A 24,803-nucleotide genomic window follows, 5' to 3' on the forward strand; every position below is an offset into this window, starting at 1 on the left:
CAGGGCAACGCGCGCACGGTGACCTACTTCGACGCGCTGTGGCAACCGTTGATGACGCGCAGCTGGGATGCCGCCAACGAGGCCGGCACGCGCAGCGTGATCGTCAAGCGCTTCGATACCGACGGGCATGTCGCGTACCAGAGCTATCCCCAGCGTGATGCAGCCGCGGTGACGGATTCGCCAGCGGGCACGCGCTCGCAGTACGACGCGCTGGGCCGTGTGACTCGTGAGGAACGCGACAGCGAACAGGGCGTGCTGTCGACGACGTACGAGTACCTCGATGGCTTCCAGACCAAGACGACCAACGCGCGTGGCTTCGTCACGACCCAGGGCTTCTGGGCGCTGGACCAGGCGGACACATCCAAGCTCGCGAGCATCGCGATGCCCGAGGGCATCAACGTGGCGCTGGATCGGGATGTCTTCGGCAAGACGACCAGCATCACGCGTAGCGGCAACGCCGGCGGGTATGCATCCTCGGTGACGCGGCACTACGTCTACGACGGTAACCAGCGGCTGTGCAAGACCATCGAGCCCGAGATCGGCGCGACGGTGCAGACCTATGACGGCGCGGGCAACGTGGCCTGGCGCGCGCCGGGTCTGGCGCTGCCGGATGCGGCTTCGTGCGACACGGGCTCGGTGCCGGAGACCCGCCGCATCGGCTACAGCTACGACTCGCTCAACCGCCTTGAGACGGTGAGCTATGGCGATGGCAGCCCCGGCGTCTCGCGCACGTATACGGCCGACGGCCTCCCCGCAACGATCGCCAGCGACGGCACGACCTGGACCTTCGACTACAACTCGCTGCGCAAGAACACCAGTGAGTCGCTGAGCATCGATGGCCGCTCGCTGCAGATCAAGCGCGACTACGACGCGCTGGGATCCCTCAGCACGCTCACCTATCCGGACAACGCGAGCGTCTCCTACGCGCCCAACGCACTGGGACAAACAACGTCGGTCTCCGGCTATGCAAGCGGCGTCAGCTACCACCCCGACGGAACAGTGTCGGCCTACACGCTGGGCAATGGCATCGTGCACGCGCTGACGCAGAACGCGCGCGGACTGCCGGACCTCAACCAGGACGGCAACGTCCTGAAGGACCGCTACACCTACGACGCCAACGGCAACATCACCGCGATCACGGATGAGCTGGGCGGCTCGTCGCCGTTCAACCGGCAGATGACCTACGACGGTGTGGACCGCCTGATCACGGCCTCCGCGCCGCAGGTCTGGGGCTCGGCCGCGTATGAATACGACCCCGTGGACAACCTGCGCCGCTCCTCCATCGGCGGGCGCACGTACACGATGGGCGTGGACGGCAACAACCGCCTGAACTCGGTGACCGGCTCGGAGAACCTGAGCTACGAGTACGACGCCGGCGGCAACATCGTTCGCCGCGGCGCGCAGCAGTACGCGTTCGATCTGGGCAACCGGATGCGGGCGCTGGTGGGCAAGTCGACGTATCGCTACGACGGCGAAGGCCGCCGCGTGTGGGTCGAGAACGCCGACGGCTCCAAGCAGCTGCAGATGTACAGCCATGTCGACGGCAAGCTGCTGTACGCGGAGAACACGACCGGTCAGGTCGCTGCATCGGTGACCAGCTACAGCTGCCCGGCGGGCCAGACGCTGTCGGGATCGAACTGCATCAGCACGACGACCTCGTCGGCCTCGATCGCGAGCTACAGCTGCCCTTCGGGCTACACGCTCAGCGGCACGAACTGCACGGCGGTGGCTTCCACGACGGTCGCGGCCACGCTGAGCAGCTACAGCTGCCCGGCGGGGCAGACGGTGTCGGGCAGCCAGTGCCTGAACACGGTGACTCAAAACGCGTCGGTGTCGAGCTACACCTGTCCATCGGGCTTCTCGCTGTCGGGCACGACCTGCACCAGAACCACGACCAGCACGTCGGCGGCCACGCCGGTGTACAGCTGCCCGGGTGGGCAGACGCTGTCGGGCACGAGTTGCGTCGCGACATCGAGCTATGGCGCGACGCCGGTGTACAGCTGCCCGTCGGGGTACTCGCTCAGCGGCACGCAGTGCAATGGCACGACGCAGCAGGCCGCCGCGGCGACGCCGGATTGCAAGGGCAAAGGCACGCTGCAGCCGGCGGGCTGGTGCCTGATGCGCACGCTCGTCGTGATGCCGGGGGACGACTCTCCGACCGCGACCTGCACCACCATCGCCAGCGGCATGGGGCTGAACTTCTTCAGCCTGATGGCGGGCAGCCGTCCCAATTACTACAACTGCTACATCGGACCGGCCTACAACTACTCGTGCCCGAACGGAGGCACGCTGAGCGGCCAGGTCTGCGTGTCGCCCTCCACGGTGGCCGCGACGCTGAGCAGCTATTCCTGCCCGTCGGGCGGAAGCGTGTCGGGATCGAGTTGCGCGGTGACGTCGACGAGCGCGGCGTCGGTGAGCTACAGCTGCCCGGCGGGACAGGCGGTGTCGGACAGCTCGTGCGTGGCGACGAACACGGAGACGCAAGGCGCATCGCCGGTGTACGCGTGTGACACGGGCTACACGCTGTCGGGCTCGACCTGCTCGACCGTGGTGAGCAGCGCGGCCACGCCGGTATACAGCTGCTCGCAGGGGTTCACGCTGTCGGGCACGCAGTGCACGAGTTCGACCACCACGACGGTCGCGGCAACGCCGAACTACAGCTGCCCGTCGGGGCAGGCGCTGTCAGGCTCGACGTGCACGGCGACGAATACTGCGGCGGCATCGCCGGTCTACGGATGTCCGAATGGCGGTTCGCTGCAAGGGCAGCAGTGCGTTGGAGGAGGCGGGCCGACGAGCCAGACGAAGTTCGTCTATCTCGGAACAAAGCTGTTGGCGGAGCAGGACACGGTGGCGGGCATTGCCTACACGCACACGGACATGCTGGGCAGTCCGGTTGCCAGATCGCAAGGCGTTGCGGGAGGCGGCTCGATCACGAACACGCGGTTCGAGCCTTACGGCGCGGTGGCGCAAGGCTTCACACCGAATCAGCCGTATGTCAGCGGGTTCACCGGGCACGTCCAGGATGGGCGCTCGGGGCTCGTTTATATGCAGCAGCGGTATTACGACCCGCTGGCAGGTCGATTCCTTAGCGTGGACCCGGTAATGACGGACGCAAATACCGGTAAAGGCTTTGGACTCTATGTTTACGTCAACAACAATCCTGTCACGGTAATTGATCCGGACGGCAAGGAACCTCGACTTCCCGAAGATAAAACGGTCATCTATGCGTTCCCTATGGAGTCGGGAGGCTATAAGTTCTTTGCGATGGACTATGGGTCCGGGAAGTCAATGGAAGGCACGTTCAATACCACAACCGTGAATAGCGAAAAGCAATTGCCCCAGGGAAATTACTCCATTGCGCCTCGTGCCCATGTCGCAGTTAAAACGGGTGTCGCAGGCGTGAAGCAAACCCTGGGTTCATTGCTGTCCGGAAATAGATCTGGCGATGTTAATAGACATGAAGGTCAACCTCTAATATCTAACACAGGCGAGCCCGGAGTTGTGAGGCTTCCCAATGGGGAGACGATGAAGGGTATTACCATTCATCCAGGGCGCGATTCGGAGGGGAATGGAGGAATGTCGCTGGGGTGCATGGTATGCAACACAAAGACATTTAATGAACTGAATGGAATGTTGGGTAACAACTATGGGAAGAATGGTGCTTCTATGAAGGTCTATTCTGCAAAGCCAGATGCTCCGACTGGTTCACATATTCGGCCTAGCGCTAGTGCCGCCGCCGGTGCCAGCGCTAGTGAGTAGATGATGGACGCTTGGTTCAATTTCTTCTCATGTTCAACTCGACTTCTGAGGTTTGAATGAAATTGTTAAGGATGCCTTCGCTTCTACTTTTGATCATTCTGATGCTGCTTCTGGTTCCCTGCTCTTGGTGGGTGGCTGCATACTGGCAGTCTCACGGCAGTTGGTGGCTGCATTCTCGCCCTCGCGCCTTGTTGGATTTCATTGAATGGGGGGTTTCGATAGTATCTGCGGTTGATATAACTCAAGCTGAAGACCTGTTGGAGTTCTTGTCCTATTGGATTCCGGTATTCCTCGTTGGCCTCATTTTTGTCCTTGGCGTTTGGGCGGTGCTACTAAGAATGCATTCGGGAAGGTGATCCTTTTGGCCGCTACATATCAGACGCTCGCCAGATTTAATGGATCATTTGGCTGAGGGGAGACTGATATGAAAGATGAGTTCTTGCAGATTGTTCTGGCGATGCCGTTCAGCTTGCGGCAACGACGCCTTGCTAGGCAGAGGCCTTCGATGAACGCGAGTGAGTTTGTTCGACGAGCACTGGCCGCAGGGGGGGGGAGGATGCTGCTCGCTTAATCTATGCCAAGCTACTTGATGGGATTTACGTCGCGAGCTTTACACCTTACCCGGACGACCAGTTGGGTCAAGTCTATGGAATTGCTGAAGAAGAACTCGACGAAGACTTGGTCCTTGGAATTCTTTGGCATCCGAACGTTACACCTCCGTCCGCCGAGACTCTCAGCTCGCTTGGGGTTATTGATACGCCCATTAAAATTGCCCAGTTTGTTAGACAGGCCCGCCAACAGCATTGACCGCGCCCGTGGTCCGCCTGCCGAGTAAAGCTGCACCGCAGTGCGTTGCAAGCCCGCTCGCCCACTTGCGTCTTTGAGCGGAGTTCGAAAACTCCGCTCCGCAAAGACAATCAGCTGACGCTTAACTCAGAGGCCCTCAAGGCCGCGTGATTTGAGGCCAAATATCCCGAAGGTTGGATATGCCGCCGACGGCTATAAATGGTGTTGTTGCAAAGGTTGCGTATGAATGCTCCATAGTGCTTCACGATCTCGGCGGCCAAAGCCTCGGCCTACGCAAAACAAGCCGTCAAAGCGTTTGGTGATCAGCCGTATACGATTATCCGGACGGACGTTCCGAACAGTATCTTCAAGGGCTTGTCGCCGGCGATTGCCGATCGCGGCATTCCAGCGTCGGTGATTCTGACGGATCGCCTTCCGGGGTTGGTGCCGAACGTGATGAATCACTCGCCACTGCCACTAGGTGGTTCTAACGATGAAACCGGACGTCATCATCAACGTGCGCTTTTTGACGACAGCCGAGGGCGGCCGCAATACAGCGGTGGAAGGACAGTTCTATGCCTGTCCACTGTTCGTTGATAACGAGGGTCTCGACTGCCGGCTGTTGCTGGAAGGGCGGCGACTTGAGTTGGGCTCCGCCTACGAAGTGCCGGTCAAGTTCCTCTATCGCGAATTGGCGCTTCCGAAGCTGGCCGTCGGAAAGGACGTGCTGCTGTGGGAAGGGCGGAACGTGGCGAAGGGCCGGGTCGTCAAGATCGTCGATGAGTGACGCAACGAGGCTTGTGGCTTGCGACGCGATCGGTCTGGCTCAGATGCGAGTAGTGAGTTCCCATTTGCGCGACCCCTTACGAGATGCGAGGTGTTGCACTTCAACCTTGAGCCGGCCCTACTTACGACCCTTCAGGGAATATTGTTCACGTGAAAGATAAAATTGGCGGTGGGGTATTTCCATGAAAACAGAGGGCGATCTGCGCAAAGCAGCAGTTACTCAACTGCTTTGTTTGACTAGGCCGCTGAATGAAATTGAAGCGCAATTGACCGCGTTCGACTGGGACTATGAAGGAGTGCCCGTCGAGTTGACGAGGAGACACTTGGCGTCCGTCTTGCAACGATACCTTCAGGCGATCTTGTCTGCAGAAGATATCGAGACATGGGCAAACTTGATCGAGGATCGCGAGGACGTTTGTTTCGAGCCGCAATTCGCGCGTCGAATCGAAGTCGTTCTCAACGAGCTTGCAAATCCAACGTTGACTCAACCGCTTGAACACCAGCGTGCACAGGTTCTCCTTAACGGATTGATTGACGATGAAGGACGAGGCATTGCTGGAAAATGAGTTGAGCGCCCTTTGGCAGGTCAATCTGTGGCCCTTGAGTTCGCATCCCAATCGGCAAATAATGAGTTCCGAATGACACCAGAGGCACTACCAGTGTGCTGAAATACTGCTTCCATATCACACCTGTATCGAAAGACTCTGAGAAGCAGTCATTGATACCCACCGCTTGGCGAGGAGTCCTCACAGCCATCGTCGATTCGATCGCCCGAGGCGAGTGCGAAAAATTAGCTGAGATTCCGGGCGTGCGCCCAATTGCCGATTCGAAATGTCGAGAGATATACAAGAATGTCGAAGATTACGGAGTCCGGCTCGTCGAATTGCCTGAGGCGACGTGGAACACGTCGGCTTGTCAGTGGATGGAAGGCTATTGGGAGGTGCTTGTAGACCTGTTCTCCGAAGAAGAAGGTGCCAGCGACCTTGCGTTAAATGTTCGCGTTTACGAAGCTGGGCTTGATTATTCGTTTGAAGTTCGAGCGATATACGTCCCGTGAATCGAGAGAGAGCTTGATCCGGCCTCTGGGTCATGCGAGGGAGCCGGCCCCCGCATGGCACCGGCCACTCCTCATTCAGCCAAACCTGCAGAAGAAAAAGGCGCCGGCGCCGTAATTCCCGCAGTTGTTCACGAAGCTTTGCAATCCCTGGGTGCGCAGTGGATGCTGCACGGCGCGATATCCCGTCTCGACCATGCCGCCCGGTTGCAGCGAGAAGCGGCCGAAGGTCGCGACCACGGGGTTGGGATTATTGGCGTCTGTCTGCGATAGCCACACCGCATGTGGCGCAGGCATTGGATTCCCCGGGTTTTCGATCCGGGCGAAATGGTATCTGGGCGCCATATATCCGGGTGCCGCATAGATTTCCCGAAAGGCCACCGCATTGGTGCCGGCGGGAATTGGCGTTGCGACAAACAGGGCCGCTATCATCGCGTGGGCAGGATCGAAACCCAATGGGTTTCTCTCGGCGAGCGCCTGGTCCGGCGTCAGCGCCCCGGCGGGCGCCATGGATCCCACCCGGTATCCGAGCGCCGCGAACTGGGCCGTCGTGCCGACGTCCCCTGCGGCATGTTGACCGCAGTCCGCATTGCCGCCGCCATATCGCAAGCCTCGCTGATCGCCGCTTGACTGTGTTCTAGGAAACATGGAAATCCTCCAAAAATCAGGATGAATGTTTCCCGGCAGTGCCGGGTCGGGCGGGGAGGTGGTCTGCATGGTGCTCCGCTGCCCCGCCACGCAGCCATCCCGGCAATCTGGGACTGGACAAGGCGCAGTCACCTCAACGCGCCACGCTCGCGCGGCACGGAGAAACCCCACGGCCGTCCGGGCATGCCTCCCGGGACGTGACTACCATCACGGCCGCCACCCCCTGAATACGGGGGAGGGGCCCCGCCAACCCACGACTGCATCACGCTGCCGTTGAAACGGCAAAAGTGGCAGACGGTTTCAAAAGTAGCATTTCGTCCATTCGAAGCCGGTTTGTGGACCACCAGCCCGCCGCTTCCTACTGCGCCACTCGTGCGGCGCATCTCTCAAGGGACGGACATGAACGGACTCTCGATCAAGAAGCAGCTGATGCTCGCTTTCGCCCTGCTAGTCGCCGTGGTGGCGGTGGTCAGCGCCGTGGCCCTGCAGGCGCTCAGCGCCGCGGACGAACGCTTCGCCGGCTACCTCGCCGGCATCAATTCCCGCGAGGCGCTCGCCGTCGACCTGCGCATCGCCGCCAACCGCCGCGCCATCGGCGTGCGGGACATGGTCGTCGTCAAGACGCCGGTCGACGTCGACGCCGCCAAGGCGATGGCGCTCGAGGCCCACGCGACCCTGGGCAAGAGTCTGCAAGACCTCAAGACCGCCGCCGCCGCGCCCGGCATCGCCCCGCGTGAACGCGAGCTCCTCGGCCGCATCAACGACGTCGAGGCCAAGTACGGCCCGGTCGCCGCCGCGATCGTCGACCTGGCTGCCGCCGGCAAGCGCGACGAGGCGATGGAAGCCATGACCCGCGATTGCCGCCCGCTGCTCGCCGCGCTGCTCAAGGCAACCCGCGATTACGTCGACTTCACCCGCGCCCAGGGCGACGCGCTCGCCGAAGAATCCCATGCCGCCTACGGTCGCCAGCTCACCTGGCTGATCGCGATCGGCGTCGCCGCCGCCGTCCTGGCCGCCGGCCTCGGCTGGCTGATCGTGCGCCGCCTGATGAAGGCCCTCGGCACCGAACCCGCGCAACTCGCCGACGCCGCCCACCGCATCGCCGGCGGCGACCTCAGCGCCGTCGAGGGCGCCGACCTCGCCCCCGCCAACAGCGTCCTCGCCTCGATGGGCCAGATGCAGCAGCAACTGCTCGCGCTGATCGGCAAGGTCCGAGGCTCCGCCGAGCAGATCGCCCAGGCCAGCGCCCTGATCGCGGCCGGCAACCAGGACCTGTCCGGCCGCACCGAGGAGCAGGCCGCCGCCATCGAGGAGACCGCCGCCTCGATGGAGGAACTCAGCGTCACCGTGCGTCAGAACGCCGACAACGCCCGCCAGGCCAACGAGCTGGCGCGTGACGCCAGCGGCGTCGCCGTGCGCGGCGGCGAGGTCGTGAGCCAGGTCGTCGAGACCATGCGCGGCATCAACGACAGCAGCCGCCGCATCGCCGACATCATCGGCGTCATCGACGGCATCGCCTTCCAGACCAACATCCTGGCGCTGAACGCCGCCGTCGAGGCCGCCCGCGCCGGCGAGCAGGGCCGCGGCTTCGCCGTCGTGGCCTCCGAGGTCCGCAGCCTGGCCAGCCGCTCGGCCGGCGCCGCCAAAGAGATCAAGGCGCTCATCGGCGAAAGCGTCGCCCGCGTCGAGCAGGGCAGCCAGCTCGTCGACCAGGCCGGCGCCACCATGACCGACGTCGTCGGCGCCATCAAGCGCGTCTCCGACATCGTCGGCGAGATCAGCGCCGCCAGCAGCGAGCAGAGCGCCGGCGTCTCCCAGGTCGGCGAAGCCATCACCCAGATGGACCGCGCCACCCAGCAGAACGCCGCCCTGGTCGAGGAAAGCGCCGCCGCGGCCGACAGCCTCAAGCGCCAGGCCGGCGACATGGTCGGCGCCGTCGCGGTGTTCCGCACCGAGTCGAGCGCCCCGGCTCCCGCCCCCGTCCCGGCCCCGGCCTCGCGTCCGGCGCCCGCCAGCTCGCCGGCGCCCGCCGCCGCCTTCTCCTTCACCAAGAGCGTCCCTGCGGCCCAAGCTCCGGCGTTCAGCGTGGCACCGCGTCCCGCGGCCGCCCCGGCGGCCCGCGTGGCACCGCGTCCCGCGGCCGCCCCGGCGGCCCGCGTGGCGCCGAGCTCCCCCGCGCCTGCGCGCCGCCCGGCACCCGCTCCCGCCCTGCGCGTGGTGCGTCCCGCGCCCGCGCCGGCCCCCGCGGCCAAGGCGGAACCCGCGCTCGCGATGGCTGGCGACGACGACTGGACCTCGTTCTGAGGCCGTGAGGGCCTGCGGGCCTGGGGCCGCGAATCGCCCCACCGCCCGTGGGTGTCATGGGCAGCCGCGACAATGGCGCCCATGCGCGCCCTGATCGACCTGCTGATCCAACACGACTTCGTGCTCGTCTTCCTCGTGACGCTGGCGGCGCGGGTCGGCGCACCGGTGCCCGCGGCACCGCTGCTGGTGGTCGCGGGCGGGCTGGCGGCGGCGGGACGGCTCTCGGCGCTGTCGCTGGTCGTCGCGGCGGTGCTGGCCAACGTGCTCGGCGACGCGATCTGGTACGTCGCCGGCCGCAGCTACGGCCACCGCGTGCTCCGCCTGCTGTGCCGCGTCTCCCTCTCCCCCGACGTCTGCGTGCGTCAGAGCGAAAGCCTGATCGCGCGCTGGGGCGGCAGCTCGCTGCTGGCGGCCAAGTTCCTGCCCGGCATCTCGGTCGTCGCCGCGCCGATGGCCGGCGCGCTCGGCATGGGCTGGCGCCGCTTCGTCGCCTACGACGCGGTCGCCGGCCTGGTCTGGACGCTCTGCTTCCTCGGCCTGGGCCTGGTCTTCAGCGACCAGATCCAGGACGTGCTGGACACGCTCTCCAATGCCGGCCTGATGGCGCTGGCCGCGATCGGCGCGGCGCTGCTGCTGGTGGTCGGCAACCGCTGGCGCCGGCGCCGCAAAATGGCGCGCCTGCAGGGGCAGGTCGAACGCATCAGCGTCGAGGACGCCGCCGCCCTCGTCGAGCAGGACATGGCGCCGGTGTTCATCGATGTGCGCAGCGACGCGGGCCGCGCCGTCGATCCGCGCACGCTGCCCGGCGCGTTGAACATTCCCCTGACGCGCATCGCCGAGTACGCCGACCAACTGCCCAGCGACCGCCTGCTGGTCCTGTACTGCAGTTGCCCGAACGAGGTCTCCGCGATCCAGGGCGCGAACGAGCTGATCCAGCGCGGCCATGCGCGCGTGCTGGCGCTGGACGGCGGTCTGGACGCCTGGCACGCGCTGCAGCGCCGCCGCGACCGGGACCGCGGCGACAGCGGCGATGGCGACGCGGTCGACCCGCCGCCGGCCTCCAGCAGCCCGCGCACCCCGGGCGCGACGCCGTCCGCCACGCCCGCCGTCCCCTGAACTGAGGAGGGGCGGCCACCGCGGCTGGCCCGGCGCTTGCATACTCGACGCCATGACCGTCGCCGCACTGCCAGCCGTTCCTCCGGTCCTCGCGCCGACCATCCTCGACCTGGAGGCCTCCGGCTTCGGCCGCGGCAGCTATCCGATCGAGATCGGCTTCGTCGAGGCGGGCGGCCTGCCGTTCTGCTCGCTGATCCAGCCGGCGCCCGACTGGGAGCACTGGGACGAGCAGGCCGAGGCGCTGCATGGCATCTCGCGCGAGCTGCTGCTGCGCCATGGCCGCCCGCGCGAGTGGATCGCCGATGAACTCAATCGCCGCCTGGCCGGGCAGACCGTCTATTCCGACAGCTGGGGCCACGACTACAGCTGGCTGAGCAAGCTGTTCGACAGCGCCGGCCGGCTGCCGCGCTTCCGCCTGGAGGACCTGCGCCGGCTGCTCAGCGAGGACGAGGCCAGCCAATGGAGCGGTGTCCAGCAGCAGGTGCGCGACGAGGCGCACCTGCGCCGGCACCGCGCCAGCGCCGATGCGAAAGTGCTGCAGATGACGCTGATGCGGCTCAAGCACGGTCCGGGCGCGCCGGCCGCGGCGCTGGGCGACCCCGGCGACTTCGGCCGCTGCGGCTAGACCCGCCCGATGTCCGGCTGCCCGGGGCGCTGCGCGCAGAGGCTGCCGCTGGAGCGGCCCTTGCCGGCGCGCTTGGCGCGATAGAGCTGGTCGTCCGCCTGCTCGATGAGCTCGTCGAGCTGCGCCTCTCGCGCCCATCGCACGCAGTACCCGACGCTGGTGCCGATGTGCAGTTCCAGCGCCCCGATCCGGAACGGCATCGTCAGCGCGTGCACCAGCTTGTCCGCGACGACCTGCGCATCCTCCGGCCGCGCGACCTGGGCGAGGAAGACCGCGAACTCGTCGCCGCCCACGCGCGCCACCAGGTCCTGCGGCCGCAGCGCATGCCGCAGCCGTCCGGCCACCGCCTGCAGCAGCGCGTCCCCGACCGGATGGCCGTGCTCGTCGTTGACCGGCTTGAAGCGGTCCAGGTCCAGGTAGAGCAGGGCGACCAGTTCGTCGCGCCCGCTGGCGCGGCGCACCGCGGCGCCGGCCTCCGACGCGAAGCCGGCCCGGTTCAGCAGCCCGGTCAGCGGATCGGTGTTGGACGCGCGCAGCAGCCGCAGCTGCTCCTGCTTCGCGTCGGTGACGTCGCGCGCGACGCCGTAGGCGCCGATGATCGCGCCGTCCTCGGACACCAGCGGCGCGTAGGTCAGCTCCACGTAGCGCGACTCGCCGCGGTCGTCGCCGTCCAGCGGCATCGGACGGCTGATGCCCTCGTCATCGCGCATCTCGACGACGCTGGTCTCGCCGGCGAAGGCGCGCTGGATCAGCGGCCGCACCACCGGATAGAGGCGGTCGAACAGCTCCGAGGCCTGGCGTCCCTGCCATGACCGGTCCGGGAGGTCGAAGCGGCGCTCGAAGGCCTTGTTGCAGAACAGCACCCGTTCGTCGGTATCCAGCGCCAGCATCAGCACGTTCACGCTCTGCGCCATCGCGCTCATCACCGCCTGGTGGCGTTCGCGCTCGCGGCGCGCCTGCTGTTCGAGCATCTGGCGTTCGAATTCCCGCCGCCGGTCGCGCTGGTGCAGCCGCGTGAACCAGACCAGCAGCCCGAGCGCGATCACGCTCACCAGCACCGAGAACGCCAGCACCGCGCGCCGCTGCTGCAGGTAGCCGCCAAGGATGCGATCGCGCTCGAAGGACACGTACAGCCGCATCGGATAGTCCTGCAGCACGCGATACGACACGATGCGCTCGAGCCCGTCGGCCGGACTCCGCGCCACGACGAACTCGCCGCTGGCCGGCGGATCGGGCGGCAAGGGCGCGCCGCCGGGCAGCTCGCGCAGGTTGCTGCCGACCAAGCCGGGCACCTCGGGCCAGCGCGCCATCGCGATGCCGTCGTCGCGCTCGAGCAGGATCGCCATGCCGGCGCGCATCGTGCGCGCCCGGTAGAGGCGCTGCAGCGCATCGACGTCGATGAAGCCCACCGTCGCGGTGAACGGGCCGGCCGGCGCGCTCAGCCGCGTGGCCATCGGCACGACGAAATGGGCGCCGGGCCGCAGCTGGAGCGGTCTGCCGATGACGATGCTCGGACCGCCGGGGCGGCCCAGCTCGGAGAGGAAGCTCTTGCGGCCCAGGTCGATGTAGGGCTCGCCCGTCACCGACGGGATGCGCCACAACCTGCCATCGGCGCTGGCCAGCATCAGGTCGGTCAGGCCGCGCGAGTTGTCGCGCAGCGAGTCGACCAGCAGCGACACCGTCGCGTCCAGGTCCTGGCGCTCGTTCTTGCGCGTGAGCAGCAGCAGGTCCAGGGTGCGCAGGCTGCCTTCGGTCTCGCGCATCAGCTGCTCGGTGTCCTGCGACGCATTGAGCGCGATGCCATGCAGGTCCTCCTGCAGGTCCTGCTCCAGCGAGCGCGGATAGACCAGCGCGAACCACAGCACCAGCGCCCACAGCACCACCAGCACCAGCCCCAGTGCCAGGAAGGGCCCATAGACCAGCAGGCGGCGAACCTTCAGGCGCTCCGCGAAGGACTGGCTGAAGACGGATGGTGGCGGCATCCGCAGGATTGTGGCCGGACCGCGCGCGCGTTCAAGCGTCCATCAGCGGCGGGGCGGGCGGGCTGATCGGGCGCTCCGGCACGTGGCTGCCCGGGTCGTCGCGAGCCAGCTCCGCCAGGCAGCGCAGGCACAGGCACTGGCCGGGCCAGCGCGCGGCCAGTTCGAGCTTGAGCGCCTCGCCGAGCCGCGTGCCGAAGCAGGCGCACCAGCCCTCGCCGGCGCCGCAATGGAAACCGCCGCCGCAGCGCGGGCAGGCGGCGTTGTCGGGGAGCGGCGTCGGCGTGCTCATCGCGGCATTGTGGGCCGCGTTCAGCCGAACAGCGCGCGATGCCGCTCGCGCAGCAGGTTCTTCTGCACCTTGCCCATCGCATTGCGTGGCAGCTCGGGCTCGACGAAGACCTGCTTGGGCACCTTGAAGCCGGCGATCCGGTCCTTCAGCGCCGCCACCAGCGTCGCCCCCTCCAGCGCGGTGCCCGCGCGCGGCACCACCACGGCGATCACGCCCTCGCCGAAGTCGGGATGCGGCACCCCGATCACCGCCGACTCGGCCACGCCGGGCAGCTCGTTGAGCCAGCCCTCGATCTCCGCCGGGTACACGTTGTAGCCGCCGGTGATGATCAGGTCCTTGCTGCGGCCCACGATGGTCACGTAGCCGCGCTCGTCGCGGCGGCCCACGTCGCCGGTCTTGAACCAGCCGTCGGCGCTGAACTCCTCCTTCGTCTTCTCCGGCATGCGCCAGTAGCCGGCGAACACGTTGGGCCCGCTCACCTGGATGTGGCCGATCTCGCCCTCGCCGGTGCTGGGGCAGGGCGCGCCGTCGTCGCCGACGATGCGAAGCCCCACGCCCGGCAGCGGGAAGCCGACCGTGCCGCCGCGGCGCTCGCCCTCCTCCGCCCGGTACGGGTTGGAGGTCAGCATGAGGGTCTCGCTCATGCCGTAGCGCTCGAGGATGGTGTGGCCGGTGCGGCGGCGCCATTCGTTGAAGGTCTCGATCAGCAGCGGCGCGGAACCGCTGATGAACAGCCGCATCCGCGCGCACTGCTCCCGCGTCAGCGTCGCCTGCTCCAGCAGCCGGACGTACAGCGTCGGCACGCCCATGAACAGCGTCGCGTCGGGCAGCCGCGCGATCACGCCGCGCGGATCGAAGCGGTTGAACCACAGCATCTTCGCGCCGGCCAGCAGCGCGCCGTGCGACGCGACGAACAGCCCGTGCACATGGAAGATCGGCAGCGCGTGGATCAGCACGTCCTGCGACGACCAGCCCCAGTAGTGCTTGAGCACCTCGGCGTTGGACAGCAGATTGCCGTGGCTCAGCATCGCGCCCTTGCTGCGCCCGGTGGTGCCGCTGGTGTACAGGATCGCGGCCAGATCGTCCGCGGCCTTCACCGCGGCCTGATGCGTGTCGGGCATCTGCACCGCGCGGTCCAGCAGCGTGCCGGTCCGGTCCTCGTTCAGCGTGAACACCCACGGCACGCCGCTCTGGAAGGCCAGCTTGCTGACCCAGCCGAAATTCCTGCCGGCGCACACCACCACGGCCGGCTCCGCGTTGCCGATGAAGTACTCGAGCTCGGCCGCCTGGTAGGCCGTGTTCAGCGGCAGGTACACGTAGCCGGCGCGCAGCACCGCCAGGTACAGCAGCAGCGCCTCCACGCTCTTCTCGGTCTGCACGGCGATCCGGCTGCCGGCCGGCAGGTCCAGCGACGCCAGCAGGTTGGCCATCATCGCCGTGGCGCGATCGATGTCGCGCCAGCTGTAGCCGCGGCCGGCATCGGGGCCGTCGGCCAGCTCGATCGCGCAGGTGTCGAGGTCGTCGGCGAAATTCGCGCGCAGCGCGGCGAACAGGTTGGCGTTCGTGTGGACGGTCGGAATCGGGGTCATGGGCGTCGGGTCGAAGCGATCAGTCCAGTTTCGCACCGCTGCGCTTGACCACCTCGGCCCAGCGCAGCACCTCGCCGTGGACGAACTTGCCGAAGGCGTCGCCGTACAGGTTGGGCATCTCGGTCCCCAGGCCGGTCCACAGCGTCTTCAGCTCCTCGGTCGCGAAGGCCTTGCGCAGCTCGGCCTGCATCGCCGCGATCACCTCCTTGGGCGTGCCCTTGGGCGCCCACAGCCCGTACCAGGTCGCCACCTGGTACTGCGGGATCCCGGCCTCCACGGCGCTGGGGATGTCCGGGAAGCCCGGCGCGCGCTTGGCCGAGGCCACCGCCAGCGCCTTGATGCGGCCGCCGCGGATGTGCGAGGCCGACGAGCCCAGCCCGTCGAACATCACGTCCACCTGACCCGCCATCAGGTCCTGCAGCGCGGGGCCGGCGCCGCGATAAGGGATGTGCGTGATGAAGGTCTGCGTCTGCAGCTTGAACAGCTCACCCGCCAAGTGGTGCGACGTCCCGTTGCCGGCCGAGCCGTAGTTCAGCTTGCCCGGATTGCGCCGCATCAGCTCCAGCAGCCCCTTCACGTCGGTGACCGGCACCTTGGACGGGTTGATCACGATCACCTGCGGCACGCTGGACACCAGGCCGACGGGGATGAAGTCCTCCTCGAGCCGGTAGTCGAGCTTTGGATACATCGCCGGCGCGATCGCGTGATGCACCGCGCCCATGAAGAAGGTGTAGCCGTCGGGAGCGGCCTTCGAGGCCATCGTCGCGCCCACCGTTCCGCCAGCGCCGCCCTTGTTGTCGATGATGAACTGCTTGCCCGTCTGCCGGGTCAGCACCGCGGTCAGCGGGCGCGCGAAGGCGTCGGTGCCGCCGCCGGCGGGGAAGGGCACGACGATGGTCACCGGCCGGCTCGGCCAGGCCGATTCGGCGAAGGCGGCGGGCGCCGCGGCAACGGTGGCGAGCAGCGCCGCGCCGGTCCCCAGCAGACGGCGGCGGACCGCGGAAGGCTTGTTCATGTGTCTCTCCTCTTGGCCTGCGTGGGCCGGCTCGTTGGTGTCGGCGGTTTATAGCCGGATCGGGGCCGCTGCGGCGTGACGGCCGCCTCAGGGAATCCCCAGGAAGACGGCGTCATGGAGACGGCGCTCGCACGGCGGTCCGGCTGCTACATTGGTCCGCATCAGATCCGAGGCGGCACGCCGACCCGGACGGCGCGCGGGTTCCCCGCCGCGATTGCCCAGGAGACGAGACATGAACGACATTCCGCAGGATGCCGAGGCGGTGCTGCGGCTGGCCGCGCAGTCGATGTTCGACGTGCTCGCCAGCACGGCGCAGGGCGCGATGGTCGTCAACCGCGAGCACCGCGTCGTCTGGATCAGCGAGGGTTACAAGCGCTTCCTGCCGGCGCTGGGCTTTGGCGACGCGTCCGAGTTCGTCGGCCGCCGCGTCGAGGAAGTCGTGCCCAACACGTTGATGGCGCAGGTCATCGACACCGGCCAGCCCATCCTCGTGGACCTGCTCACCAACAAGGCGGGCACCTTCCTGGTCAGCCGGCTGCCCTTGCGCGGCCCGGGCGGTGACGTCATCGGTGCGATGGGCATGGTGCTGCTGGACCATCCCGAGACCACGATGCAGCCGCTGATGAACAAGTTCGCGTGCCTGCAGGCGGAGCTCGACGAGACGCGCCGCCAACTGGCCGCCGAGCAGACGCGCAACCGCCGCTCCAAGCACCGGATCCTGGATTTCGTCGGCAACAGCCCGGTCGCGGTCGAGGTCAAGCGCCAGGCGCGCCGTGTCGCGCAGACGGATGCGACGGTGCTGCTGCTCGGCGAGACGGGCACGGGGAAGGAGCTGCTCGCGCATGCGATCCATGCGGCCTCGCGGCGCGCGGCCCGGCCGCTGGTCTCGGTGAACATCGCGGCCGTGCCGGAGACCTTGCTCGAGGCGGAGTTCTTTGGTGTCGCGCCTGGCGCGTACACCGGTGCGGAGCGCAAGGGCCGGGAGGGCAAGTTCAAGCTGGCGGATGGGGGCACCTTGTTCCTGGACGAGATTGGCGACATGCCGCTGGCGCTGCAGGCCAAGCTGCTGCGAGTGCTGCAGGAGCAGGAGCTGGAGCCGCTGGGCAGCAACGAGGTGCTGAAGGTGGATGTGCGGGTGATCGCGGCCACGAGCCGTGATCTGGCGGCGATGGTCGAGCGTGGCGAATTCCGTGCGGACCTGTTCTACCGCCTGAACGTGCTGCCGATCCGCCTCCCTGCGCTGCGCGAGCGGCCGGAGGACATCGAGGCGCTGGTCGAGGTGTTGCTCGAGGACATTGCGCGCCGAGGCGGCCTGCCGCCAAAGACGCTGAATGTGGCTGCGCTGCGGTTGCTCGCCGGTTGTCGCTGGCCTGGCAATGTGCGCGAGCTTCGAAACACGCTGGAGCAGGCCTTCCTGATGAGCGACGACGACGAACTTGCTCCGTGCCATTTCCGCATCGCGTCCCCTGACGGCAACGCCAATCCCCCGATGACCACGATCGTTGCCGACGCTGAGAGGACCGGAGCCCCTCCGAGCGACCTGCCGAGCGGGCGCAGGCGTGGGAGCGAGGAGGGGCTCCGGTCCTCTCAGCGTGAGCTCGGTCCCCCGCCGGTATTTCCATGTCCTCCTTCATCGACGCTACCGGCCCGCAAGGCCGAGCTTGAGCGCGATGCGATTGCCCAGGCGCTGCTGCGCACGAATGGGAACCGGGTTGCAGCTGCGAGGTTGTTGGCGATCTCCCGTGCGACCTTGTACGAGAAGCTTGCGAAGTACCCTGAATTGACTTCGTGCTGACACGGAGGGTGTTGCACGGGGAGCGGCTACGGCGTCACATCGTCACGACTGGGGGCTGTTCCTGGGTCACATCGAGGGTTCGGGGGGCTTGCCGGTTGGTGGGGTGCGTGCGCATATTGGTGGGCAGGGACCGACACCATAAGGGGCCGGGATGGACCGGCCCGCGCAGGAGACACCATGAACACGCTCACTTCGACCGCCGGCGATGCTTATTCCGCTGCGCGCCCGGCCGCTGCGTCGCCCGCTGCGCAGGGTCAGTCTGCCAACGGCCGCACATGGACGCTCGCCACGAAGTTGCGGGTCGCGGTGCTGGCGGCGGTGGTGGGATTCGTGGTGCTGGTGATGTGGTTGAGTCACCGCTCGGCGGTCAGTCTGCTGGACGTGAAGATGATCACGACGGTCGAGCAGGTGAAGAACGCGGAGCAGATTGCCAAGCGTTACTTCGACCGGGTCGGATCCGGAGGTCTGACGGAGGCCGAGGCCAAGAAGCAGGCCGCGGCCGAGATCGGCAAGATCCGGTATTCCGGCAACGAGTATCTGTGGATCAACGACATGACGCCGAAGATGGTCATGCATCCGATCAAGCCCGAGCTCGTGGACAAGGACTTGTCGGGGAACAAGGATCCGAATGGGCTGGCGCTGTTCGTCGCTTTCGTCGACACGGTGAAGGCGAGCGGCAGCGGCTTTGTGGATTACCTGTGGCCCAAGCCGGGCGCCAAGGATCCGGAACCCAAGCGGTCCTACGTGGCGGGCTTCAAGCCTTGGGGATGGGTGATCGGATCGGGCGTCTACATCGATGATGTCTCGGCGATCGCGCGGCGCGATGGTGCCATCGCGCTGGGGCTGGTGATCGCTGTCGGCATCGGTGCGCTGCTCGCGGTGGAGTGGTTCGCGCGCGGGCTGAAGCGCCGGCTCGCGCAGATGCGCGAGGTGGTCGAGGCGGTCGCCAATGGCGACCTGCGTGCCCAGGTGGTCGGCGGACAGGGCGCTGGCAATGATGAGATCGGCGAGGTGCTGACGCAGGTCTCCGCGATGCAGGGCCGGCTCAGCGAACTGGTGCGCGCCATCCGTGATGCGACCGACTCCATCCAGCACGCGTCGCGCGAGGTCGCGATGGGCAGCCAGGACCTGTCGCAGCGCAGCGAGCAGGCGGCCTCCAGCTTGCAGCAGACGGCGGCATCGATGCAGGAGCTGACGCAGCAGGTCACGCATTCCGCGCAGGCCGCCCATCAGACCAACCAGTTGGCCATCGGCGCGGCGGACCGGGCCCGGCTTGGCGCCGACGTGATGGGCGAGGTGGTGCAGACCATGGACGGCATCGCCGGCGCCAGCCGCAAGATCGCCGACATCATCTCGGTCATCGATGGCGTGGCCTTCCAGACCAACATCCTGGCGCTGAACGCGGCCGTCGAGGCGGCCCGCGCCGGCGAGCAGGGCCGCGGCTTCGCGGTCGTCGCCAGCGAGGTGCGCGCGCTCGCGCAGCGCAGCGCCAACGCGGCCAAGGAGATCAAGGCGCTGATCAGCGACTCCGTCTCGCGCGTCGATGCGGGCAGCGCCCAGGTCGGGCGCGCGGGCGAGGCGATGGGGCAGATCCTGCAGTCGGTGCAGCAGGTCAGCGGCACCGTCGCCGAGATCAGCCAGTCCAGCGCCGGCCAGTCCGATGGCCTGGCGCAGATCAACCAGGCCGTCGCGCACCTGGACGACATGACGCAGCAGAACGCCGCGCTGGTCGAACAGACCGCCGCTGCCGCCGAGTCGCTGCAGCAGCAGGCCCGCCTCCTCAACGAGCAGGTCGCGACCTTCCGCACCTGATCGGGGCTGGCTGTCCGGAGTCCAGACACTGGCTGGAATCCGGACACCGCGTCCGTTCGCCACCGCACGCCGCTGTCTGGAAGCCGGACAGCGGCGTTGCCGTTTCTGGCGTGCGCGGCGTGTTTTCTGCGGGTTCTCCCAGACGGCACGGGCCTTGCGAAGTCCGTGCCCGAGACCGGCGCGCGACCGGTCCGTCCACGACAGGAGACACGACCCATGACCCATGGCTTCTTCCGCGCCGCGGCCCGCGCGGCGCTGGCGCTCTCCGCCGTCTTCGGCGGGTTCTGCGCGAGCACCCCCGCGCTGGCCCAAGGCAAGGAAATCCGCATCGCCCATGTCTACAGCCGCACCGGTCCGCTCGAGGCCTATGGCCGGCAGACGCAGACCGGCCTGCTGATGGGCCTGGACTACGCCACCGGCGGCACCATGATGGTGGCGGGCCGCAAGCTGGTCGTGATCGAGAAGGACGATCAGGGCAAGCCCGACGTCGGCAAGAGCCTGCTGGCCACCGCCTACGGCGACGACAAGGCGGACATCGCCGTCGGACCGTCGTCCTCGGGCGTGGCGCTCGCGCTGCTGCCGGTGGCCGAGGAGTACCGGAAGATCCTGCTGGTCGAGCCCGCCGTCGCCGATTCGATCACCGGCGACAAGTGGAACAAGTACATCTTCCGGACCGGCCGCAACAGCTCGCAGGATGCGATCTCCAATGCGGTCGCGCTCGACAGGCCGGGCACCGTCATCGCGACGCTGGCGCAGGACTATGCGTTCGGCCGCGACGGCGTGAAGGCGTTCAAGGACGCCATCAAGAAGGCCAAGGTCGTCCACGAGGAATTCCTGCCGACGACCACCACCGACTTCACCGCCGGCGCGCAGCGGCTCATCGACAAGCTCAAGGACCAGCCGGGCCGCAAGGTCATCTTCATCATCTGGGCCGGCGCGGGGAACCCGTTCAAGATCGCCGACCTCGACCTCAAGCGCCATGGCATCGAGATCGCCACCGGCGGCAACATCCTGCCGGCGATGGCCGCCTACAAGGCCCTGCCCGGCATGGAAGGCGCGACCTACTACTACTTCGGCATCCCGAAGAACCCGGTCAACGAGTGGCTGGTCTCCAACCACTACAAGCAGTTCAAGGCGCCACCCGACTTCTTCACCGCCGGCGGCATGAGCGCGGCGATCGCGATCGTCGAGGCGCTCAAGAGAACCGGTGGCGACACCACCACCGGCAAGCTCATCAAGGCCATGGAGGGCCTGAGCTTCGAGACCCCCAAGGGCCGCATGACCTTCCGGCCCGAGGACCATCAGGCGATGCAGTCGATGTACCACTTCAAGATCAAGGTCGACCCCGCCTTCGCCTGGGGCGTGCCGGAACTGGTCCGCGAGATCAAGCCAGAAGAGATGGCCATCCCGATCCGGAACAAGCGTTGAAGGTCGTTCGAACCCCTGGAGGTTTCCGATGAAGTCTTCCGTTGTCCGTCTGTCCTCGATCCGCCTGCTCGCCGCCGTGGCGCTGGCGCTGGCGGGCGCCGCCCAGGCCGCCGCACCGCTGCCGTCGCTCAACATCGACAAGAGCCGCATCACCGTGTCGGGCCTGTCGTCCGGCGGCTTCATGGCCAATCAGCTGGGATACGCCTATTCATCGACGTTCAAGGGCGTCGGCGTGTTCGCCGCCGGTCCCTACATGTGCGCCGGCCACAGCAGCTACACCAGCTGCATGTACAACGCATCGATCTCCGCCTCGATGCTCAGCACGATGCAGGCCGACCTCAACAACTGGAGCGGCACCGCCATCGACGCGAAGGCCCATGTCGCCGCGCAGAAGGTCTTCCTGTTCGTCGGCACCAGCGACGCGACCGTCGGACCCAACCCGGTGAACGCCGCGTACACGCAGTACCAGAACAACGGCGTCACGGCGGCCAACCTGCAGTACTTCCAGCAGACCGGCACCGCGCATGTGCTGCCGACCGACTTCGACGCCTCGGGCAACAACAGCTGCGGCACCAGCGCCTCGCCCTACATCGCCAACTGCGGCTACGACGGCGCGAAAGCGGTGCTGACGCATTTCTATGGCGCGCTCAATCCGCGCAACGACAGCCCGCCGGCGTCGCGCTTCATCGAGTTCGACCAGACCGCCTTCGGCGCCAATCCGGGCATGGCCTCGACCGGCTGGGCCTACGTGCCGGCGGATTGCGCCGCGGGCCAGGTCTGCAAGCTGCATGTGGCGCTGCATGGCTGTCAGCAGAACTACGCCACCATCGGCGACCGCTTCGTGAAGAACACCGGCTACGCGCGCTGGGCCGACACCAACCGCATCGTCGTGCTGTTCCCGCAGACGCAGGTCGACAACACCGCGCGATCGACCGCCGCCAGCGGCCTGCTGCCCAATCCGAATGGCTGCTGGGACTGGATCGGCTGGTACGGCTCCAACTTCGCGCAAAAGGCCGGCACGCAGGCCGCGGCGATCAAGGCCATGGTGGACAAGGTGTCGGGCACCAGCGATCCCGGCACGCCGGGCACCTGCTTCACCGCGTCCAACTATGGCCACACGGTGGCCGGCCGCGCCTATGCGCTGTGGGGCCTGACCTACGCCAATGGCTCCAACGACAGCATGGGCCTGTGGAACATCTACGTCAGCACCACGCTGAAGCAGACCGCGCCCAACTACTACGTGATCGGGTCCTGCCTCTGAGGGGCCGTGGACCGGGAGCCCTTTCGCATGCTCGAGACCCGCGACCTCAGCGTCCGATTCGGCGGCCACACGGCGGTGGACCGCGTCAGCTGCGCCTTTCATCCAGGCACGCTGACCGCCATCGTCGGGCCCAATGGCGCAGGCAAGACGACCTACTTCAACCTGATCTCGGGCCAGTTGGCGGCGACCGCCGGGCGCGTGCTGCTCGACGGCGAGGACCTGACGCGGATGGCCGCGCCGCTGCGCACGCGGCGCGGGCTGGGGCGCGCGTTCCAGCTGACGCAGCTGTTTCCGACGCTCAGCGTGCTGGAGAACGTGAGACTCGCGGTGCAGTCGCGCCGCGGCCAGGGGCTGCGGATGCTGTCGGTGTGGCTCAATCATCGCGAGCTTCTCGACGAAGCGCGCGCCATCGTCGAGCGGGTGCGGCTGAGCGCCCGCGCGGACGCGCCCGCCGCGAGCCTGCCGCATGGCGATCAACGCAAGCTCGAGGTCGCGATGCTGATGGCGCTCCGCCCCAAGGTCTATCTCTTCGATGAGCCCACCGCCGGCATGAGTGTCGACGAAGTGCCCGTGATCCTGGACCTGATCCGCGCGCTGAAGGCCGAGGGCACGCACACGGTCCTGTTGGTCGAGCACAAGATGGACGTGGTGCGCGAGCTGGCCGACCGCATCGTCGTGCTGCATCAGGGGCAGCTCGTCGCGGACGGCGAGCCGGCCGCGGTGATCGCCTCGCCGGTCGTGCAGAACGCCTATCTGGGGCTGGCGATGCCGGAGGCCGCATGAGTCCGCCCCTGCTGCGGCTCGAGGGCGTGCACACGCACATCGGGGCGTATCACATCCTGCACGGGGTGGACCTCGATGTTCCCGAGGGCGAGGTCACCATGCTGCTGGGCCGCAATGGCGCCGGCAAGACCACGACACTGCGCACGGTGATGGGCCTGTGGCGTGCCAGCGCCGGCCGCGTGCTGCTGGAGCAGCGTCCGATCCAGGCGCTGCCCACGCCGGAGATCGCGCGCGCCGACATCGCCTACGTGCCCGAGAACATGGGCATCTTCGGCGCGCTCACCGTGCGCGAGAACCTGTTGCTGGCGGCGCGCCGGGCGCGATCGCTGGACGAGCTCGACACCGCGCGGCTCGAGTGGCTCTTCGGGCTGTTCCCCGCGCTGCGCAAGTTCTGGCTGTACCCGGCGGGCAAGCTCAGCGGCGGTCAGAAGCAGATGCTCGCGATCGCGCGCGCCATGGTCGAGCCGCGCCGGTTGCTGCTGATCGACGAGCCGACCAAGGGCCTGGCGCCAGCGATCATCAACAAGCTCATCGAGGCGCTGCAGGAGATCAAGCGCGGCCGCGACGGCATGCGCGCGACGGTGCTGCTGGTCGAGCAGAACTTCATGGTCGCGCGGGCGCTCGGCGACCGGGTGGCCGTGATGGATGACGGCCGTGTGGTGCATGCGGGCCGGATGGCCGAGCTTGCCGGCGACGAGGCACTGCAGCAGCGCCTGCTCGGCCTCTCGCTGGCGGCACATCAATGAACGAGGCCGTCATGTCCGCACCGATCGCTTCGGACGCCGTGCCCAAGGCACGCTTCGATCTCATCCCGCTGTTGCTGATCGCCGCCGTCGCGCTGGCGGCCCTGCCGCTGGTGGGCTCGGCGACGAGCTGGGCCACGCTGACGCTGGCCGGCCTGGCGATGGGCTTGATCATCTTCGTGATCGCCTCGGGCCTGACCCTGGTCTTCGGCCTGATGGACGTGCTGAACTTCGGCCACGGCGTGTTCATCGCGCTGGGCGCCTTCGTCGCCACCACGGTGATGGGCGCGATGGGCGGCTTCGTGGCGAGCCCGTCGCTCGGCGCCAACCTCGTGGCGGTCGGCGTCGCCGCGCTGACCGGCATGGTGGCGGCCGCGGCGCTCGGGCTGGTCTTCGAGCGCGTGCTGGTGCGGCCGGTCTACGGCATGCATCTCAAGCAGATCCTCATCACCATGGGCGGGATGATCATCGGCGAGGAACTCATCAAGCTGGTCTGGGGCGCGCAGATGATTCCGCTGCGGCCACCCGAATCGCTGCGCGGCGCGCTGCTCCTGGGCGATGTCGCGATCGAGAAGTTCCGGCTGCTGGCCGTGGCCGTCGGCCTGGTGGTCTTCGCCGCGCTGCTGTGGCTGTTGAACCGGACCAAGCTGGGCCTGCTGATCCGCGCCGGCGTGCAGGACCGCGAGATGGTCGAGAGCCTGGGCTATCGCATCCGCAGGCTGTTCGTCGCGGTCTTCGTTGCCGGCTCCGCGCTGGCGGGCCTGGGCGGCGTGCTGTGGGGGCTCTACCAGCAGAGCGTGATGCCGCAGATCGGCGCACAGGTCAACACGCTGCTGTTCATCGTCATCATCATCGGCGGACTCGGCTCGACCCTGGGTTGCTTCGCCGGCGCGCTGCTGGTGGGGCTGATGGCCAACTACTGCGGCTTCATCGCGCCGAAGGCGGCGCTGTTCTCCAACATCGGGCTGATGGTGGCCGTGCTGCTGTGGCGGCCGCAGGGCCTCTACCCGGTAAGCCAGCGCTGAGGA

19 protein-coding genes are annotated in these 24,803 nt (G+C 67.2%); 14 read left to right on the forward strand and 5 right to left on the reverse strand.

What is annotated here, in order from left to right; all coding sequences use genetic code 11:
- Positions 1-18 precede the first annotated feature (18 nt).
- The 4 genes from ABDW61_RS24460 (at position 19) to ABDW61_RS24475 (ending at position 6,388) form a co-directional block, all read left to right on the forward strand.
- Positions 19-3,759, forward strand: coding sequence for an RHS repeat-associated core domain-containing protein (locus ABDW61_RS24460; protein WP_343642519.1), 3,741 nt, complete (start codon positions 19-21; stop codon positions 3,757-3,759).
- Positions 3,760-5,038: 1,279 nt separating this feature from the next.
- On the forward strand, positions 5,039-5,332 hold the full coding sequence (locus tag ABDW61_RS24465) for a hypothetical protein (RefSeq protein ID WP_343642521.1): 294 nt from the start codon (positions 5,039-5,041) through the stop codon (positions 5,330-5,332).
- A 181-nt stretch (positions 5,333-5,513) separates the two neighbouring features.
- Positions 5,514-5,897, forward strand: coding sequence for a hypothetical protein (locus ABDW61_RS24470; protein ID WP_343642522.1), 384 nt, complete (start codon positions 5,514-5,516; stop codon positions 5,895-5,897).
- Positions 5,898-5,992: 95 nt separating this feature from the next.
- On the forward strand, positions 5,993-6,388 hold the full coding sequence (locus ABDW61_RS24475; protein ID WP_343642523.1) for a hypothetical protein: 396 nt from the start codon (positions 5,993-5,995) through the stop codon (positions 6,386-6,388).
- Between the two features lie 75 nt (positions 6,389-6,463).
- Here the strand turns inward: ABDW61_RS24475 and ABDW61_RS24480 are convergent, their stop codons facing one another.
- Positions 6,464-7,102, reverse strand: a complete 639-nt coding sequence (locus tag ABDW61_RS24480; protein WP_343642524.1) for a hypothetical protein — start codon at positions 7,100-7,102, stop codon at positions 6,464-6,466.
- A gap of 330 nt (positions 7,103-7,432) precedes the next feature.
- Here ABDW61_RS24480 and ABDW61_RS24485 point away from each other — a divergent pair, with 330 nt between their 5' ends.
- The 3 genes from ABDW61_RS24485 (at position 7,433) to ABDW61_RS24495 (ending at position 11,078) form a co-directional block, all read left to right on the forward strand.
- Positions 7,433-9,337: a methyl-accepting chemotaxis protein gene (locus ABDW61_RS24485; RefSeq protein ID WP_343642525.1), complete on the forward strand. Its 1,905-nt coding sequence runs from the start codon at positions 7,433-7,435 to the stop codon at positions 9,335-9,337.
- 81 nt (positions 9,338-9,418) lie between these two features.
- Complete coding sequence (locus tag ABDW61_RS24490; RefSeq protein ID WP_343642526.1) at positions 9,419-10,453, forward strand: VTT domain-containing protein; 1,035 nt, start codon at positions 9,419-9,421, stop codon at positions 10,451-10,453.
- A gap of 52 nt (positions 10,454-10,505) precedes the next feature.
- Entirely contained in the window at positions 10,506-11,078 is a 573-nt protein-coding gene (locus tag ABDW61_RS24495; RefSeq protein ID WP_343642527.1) for a hypothetical protein, read from the forward strand.
- Here the strand turns inward: ABDW61_RS24495 and ABDW61_RS24500 are convergent.
- From ABDW61_RS24500 to ABDW61_RS24515, 4 genes are read right to left on the reverse strand one after another with little or no spacing between them, the layout of a single operon-like run.
- Complete coding sequence (locus ABDW61_RS24500; protein ID WP_343642528.1) at positions 11,075-13,060, reverse strand: diguanylate cyclase; 1,986 nt, start codon at positions 13,058-13,060, stop codon at positions 11,075-11,077. The genes ABDW61_RS24495 and ABDW61_RS24500 overlap by 4 nt on opposite strands.
- Before the next feature lie 31 nt (positions 13,061-13,091).
- Positions 13,092-13,349 (reverse strand): cysteine-rich CWC family protein, encoded by a 258-nt coding sequence (locus ABDW61_RS24505; protein ID WP_343642530.1) that lies wholly within the window; start codon positions 13,347-13,349, stop codon positions 13,092-13,094.
- A gap of 20 nt (positions 13,350-13,369) precedes the next feature.
- Positions 13,370-14,938 (reverse strand): malonyl-CoA synthase, encoded by a 1,569-nt coding sequence (locus ABDW61_RS24510; protein ID WP_343642532.1) that lies wholly within the window; start codon positions 14,936-14,938, stop codon positions 13,370-13,372.
- A 19-nt stretch (positions 14,939-14,957) separates the two neighbouring features.
- Positions 14,958-15,953 (reverse strand): tripartite tricarboxylate transporter substrate binding protein, encoded by a 996-nt coding sequence (locus ABDW61_RS24515; protein WP_343642534.1) that lies wholly within the window; start codon positions 15,951-15,953, stop codon positions 14,958-14,960.
- A gap of 232 nt (positions 15,954-16,185) precedes the next feature.
- On the opposite strand from ABDW61_RS24515, the gene ABDW61_RS24520 reads away from it, so the two are divergent.
- The 7 genes from ABDW61_RS24520 to ABDW61_RS24550 all read left to right on the forward strand — a co-directional run bounded on the left by ABDW61_RS24520 (position 16,186) and on the right by ABDW61_RS24550 (position 24,800).
- On the forward strand, positions 16,186-17,748 hold the full coding sequence (locus ABDW61_RS24520; protein WP_343642536.1) for a sigma 54-interacting transcriptional regulator: 1,563 nt from the start codon (positions 16,186-16,188) through the stop codon (positions 17,746-17,748).
- A gap of 177 nt (positions 17,749-17,925) precedes the next feature.
- Positions 17,926-19,560, forward strand: a complete 1,635-nt coding sequence (locus ABDW61_RS24525) for a methyl-accepting chemotaxis protein (protein ID WP_343642537.1) — start codon at positions 17,926-17,928, stop codon at positions 19,558-19,560.
- Between the two features lie 216 nt (positions 19,561-19,776).
- A complete protein-coding gene (locus tag ABDW61_RS24530) occupies positions 19,777-20,988 on the forward strand; it encodes a substrate-binding domain-containing protein (RefSeq protein WP_343642539.1) in 1,212 nt (403 codons plus the stop codon).
- A 28-nt stretch (positions 20,989-21,016) separates the two neighbouring features.
- Positions 21,017-22,249 (forward strand): PHB depolymerase family esterase, encoded by a 1,233-nt coding sequence (locus ABDW61_RS24535; RefSeq protein ID WP_343642541.1) that lies wholly within the window; start codon positions 21,017-21,019, stop codon positions 22,247-22,249.
- Between the two features lie 27 nt (positions 22,250-22,276).
- Positions 22,277-23,032, forward strand: a complete 756-nt coding sequence (locus ABDW61_RS24540) for an ABC transporter ATP-binding protein (RefSeq protein ID WP_343642543.1) — start codon at positions 22,277-22,279, stop codon at positions 23,030-23,032.
- The gene (locus ABDW61_RS24545) at positions 23,029-23,778 is read left to right on the forward strand and encodes an ABC transporter ATP-binding protein (RefSeq protein WP_343642544.1); all 750 of its coding nucleotides are present in this window, start codon (positions 23,029-23,031) and stop codon (positions 23,776-23,778) included. Before ABDW61_RS24540 ends, ABDW61_RS24545 begins: the two co-directional genes overlap by 4 nt.
- Before the next feature lie 11 nt (positions 23,779-23,789).
- On the forward strand, positions 23,790-24,800 hold the full coding sequence (locus tag ABDW61_RS24550; protein WP_343642546.1) for a branched-chain amino acid ABC transporter permease: 1,011 nt from the start codon (positions 23,790-23,792) through the stop codon (positions 24,798-24,800).
- Positions 24,801-24,803: the final 3 nt, after the last annotated feature.

It is taken from the genome of Roseateles sp., from assembly GCF_039595595.1.
In the GTDB taxonomy this organism is placed as follows: Bacteria; Pseudomonadota; Gammaproteobacteria; order Burkholderiales; family Burkholderiaceae_C; genus Roseateles.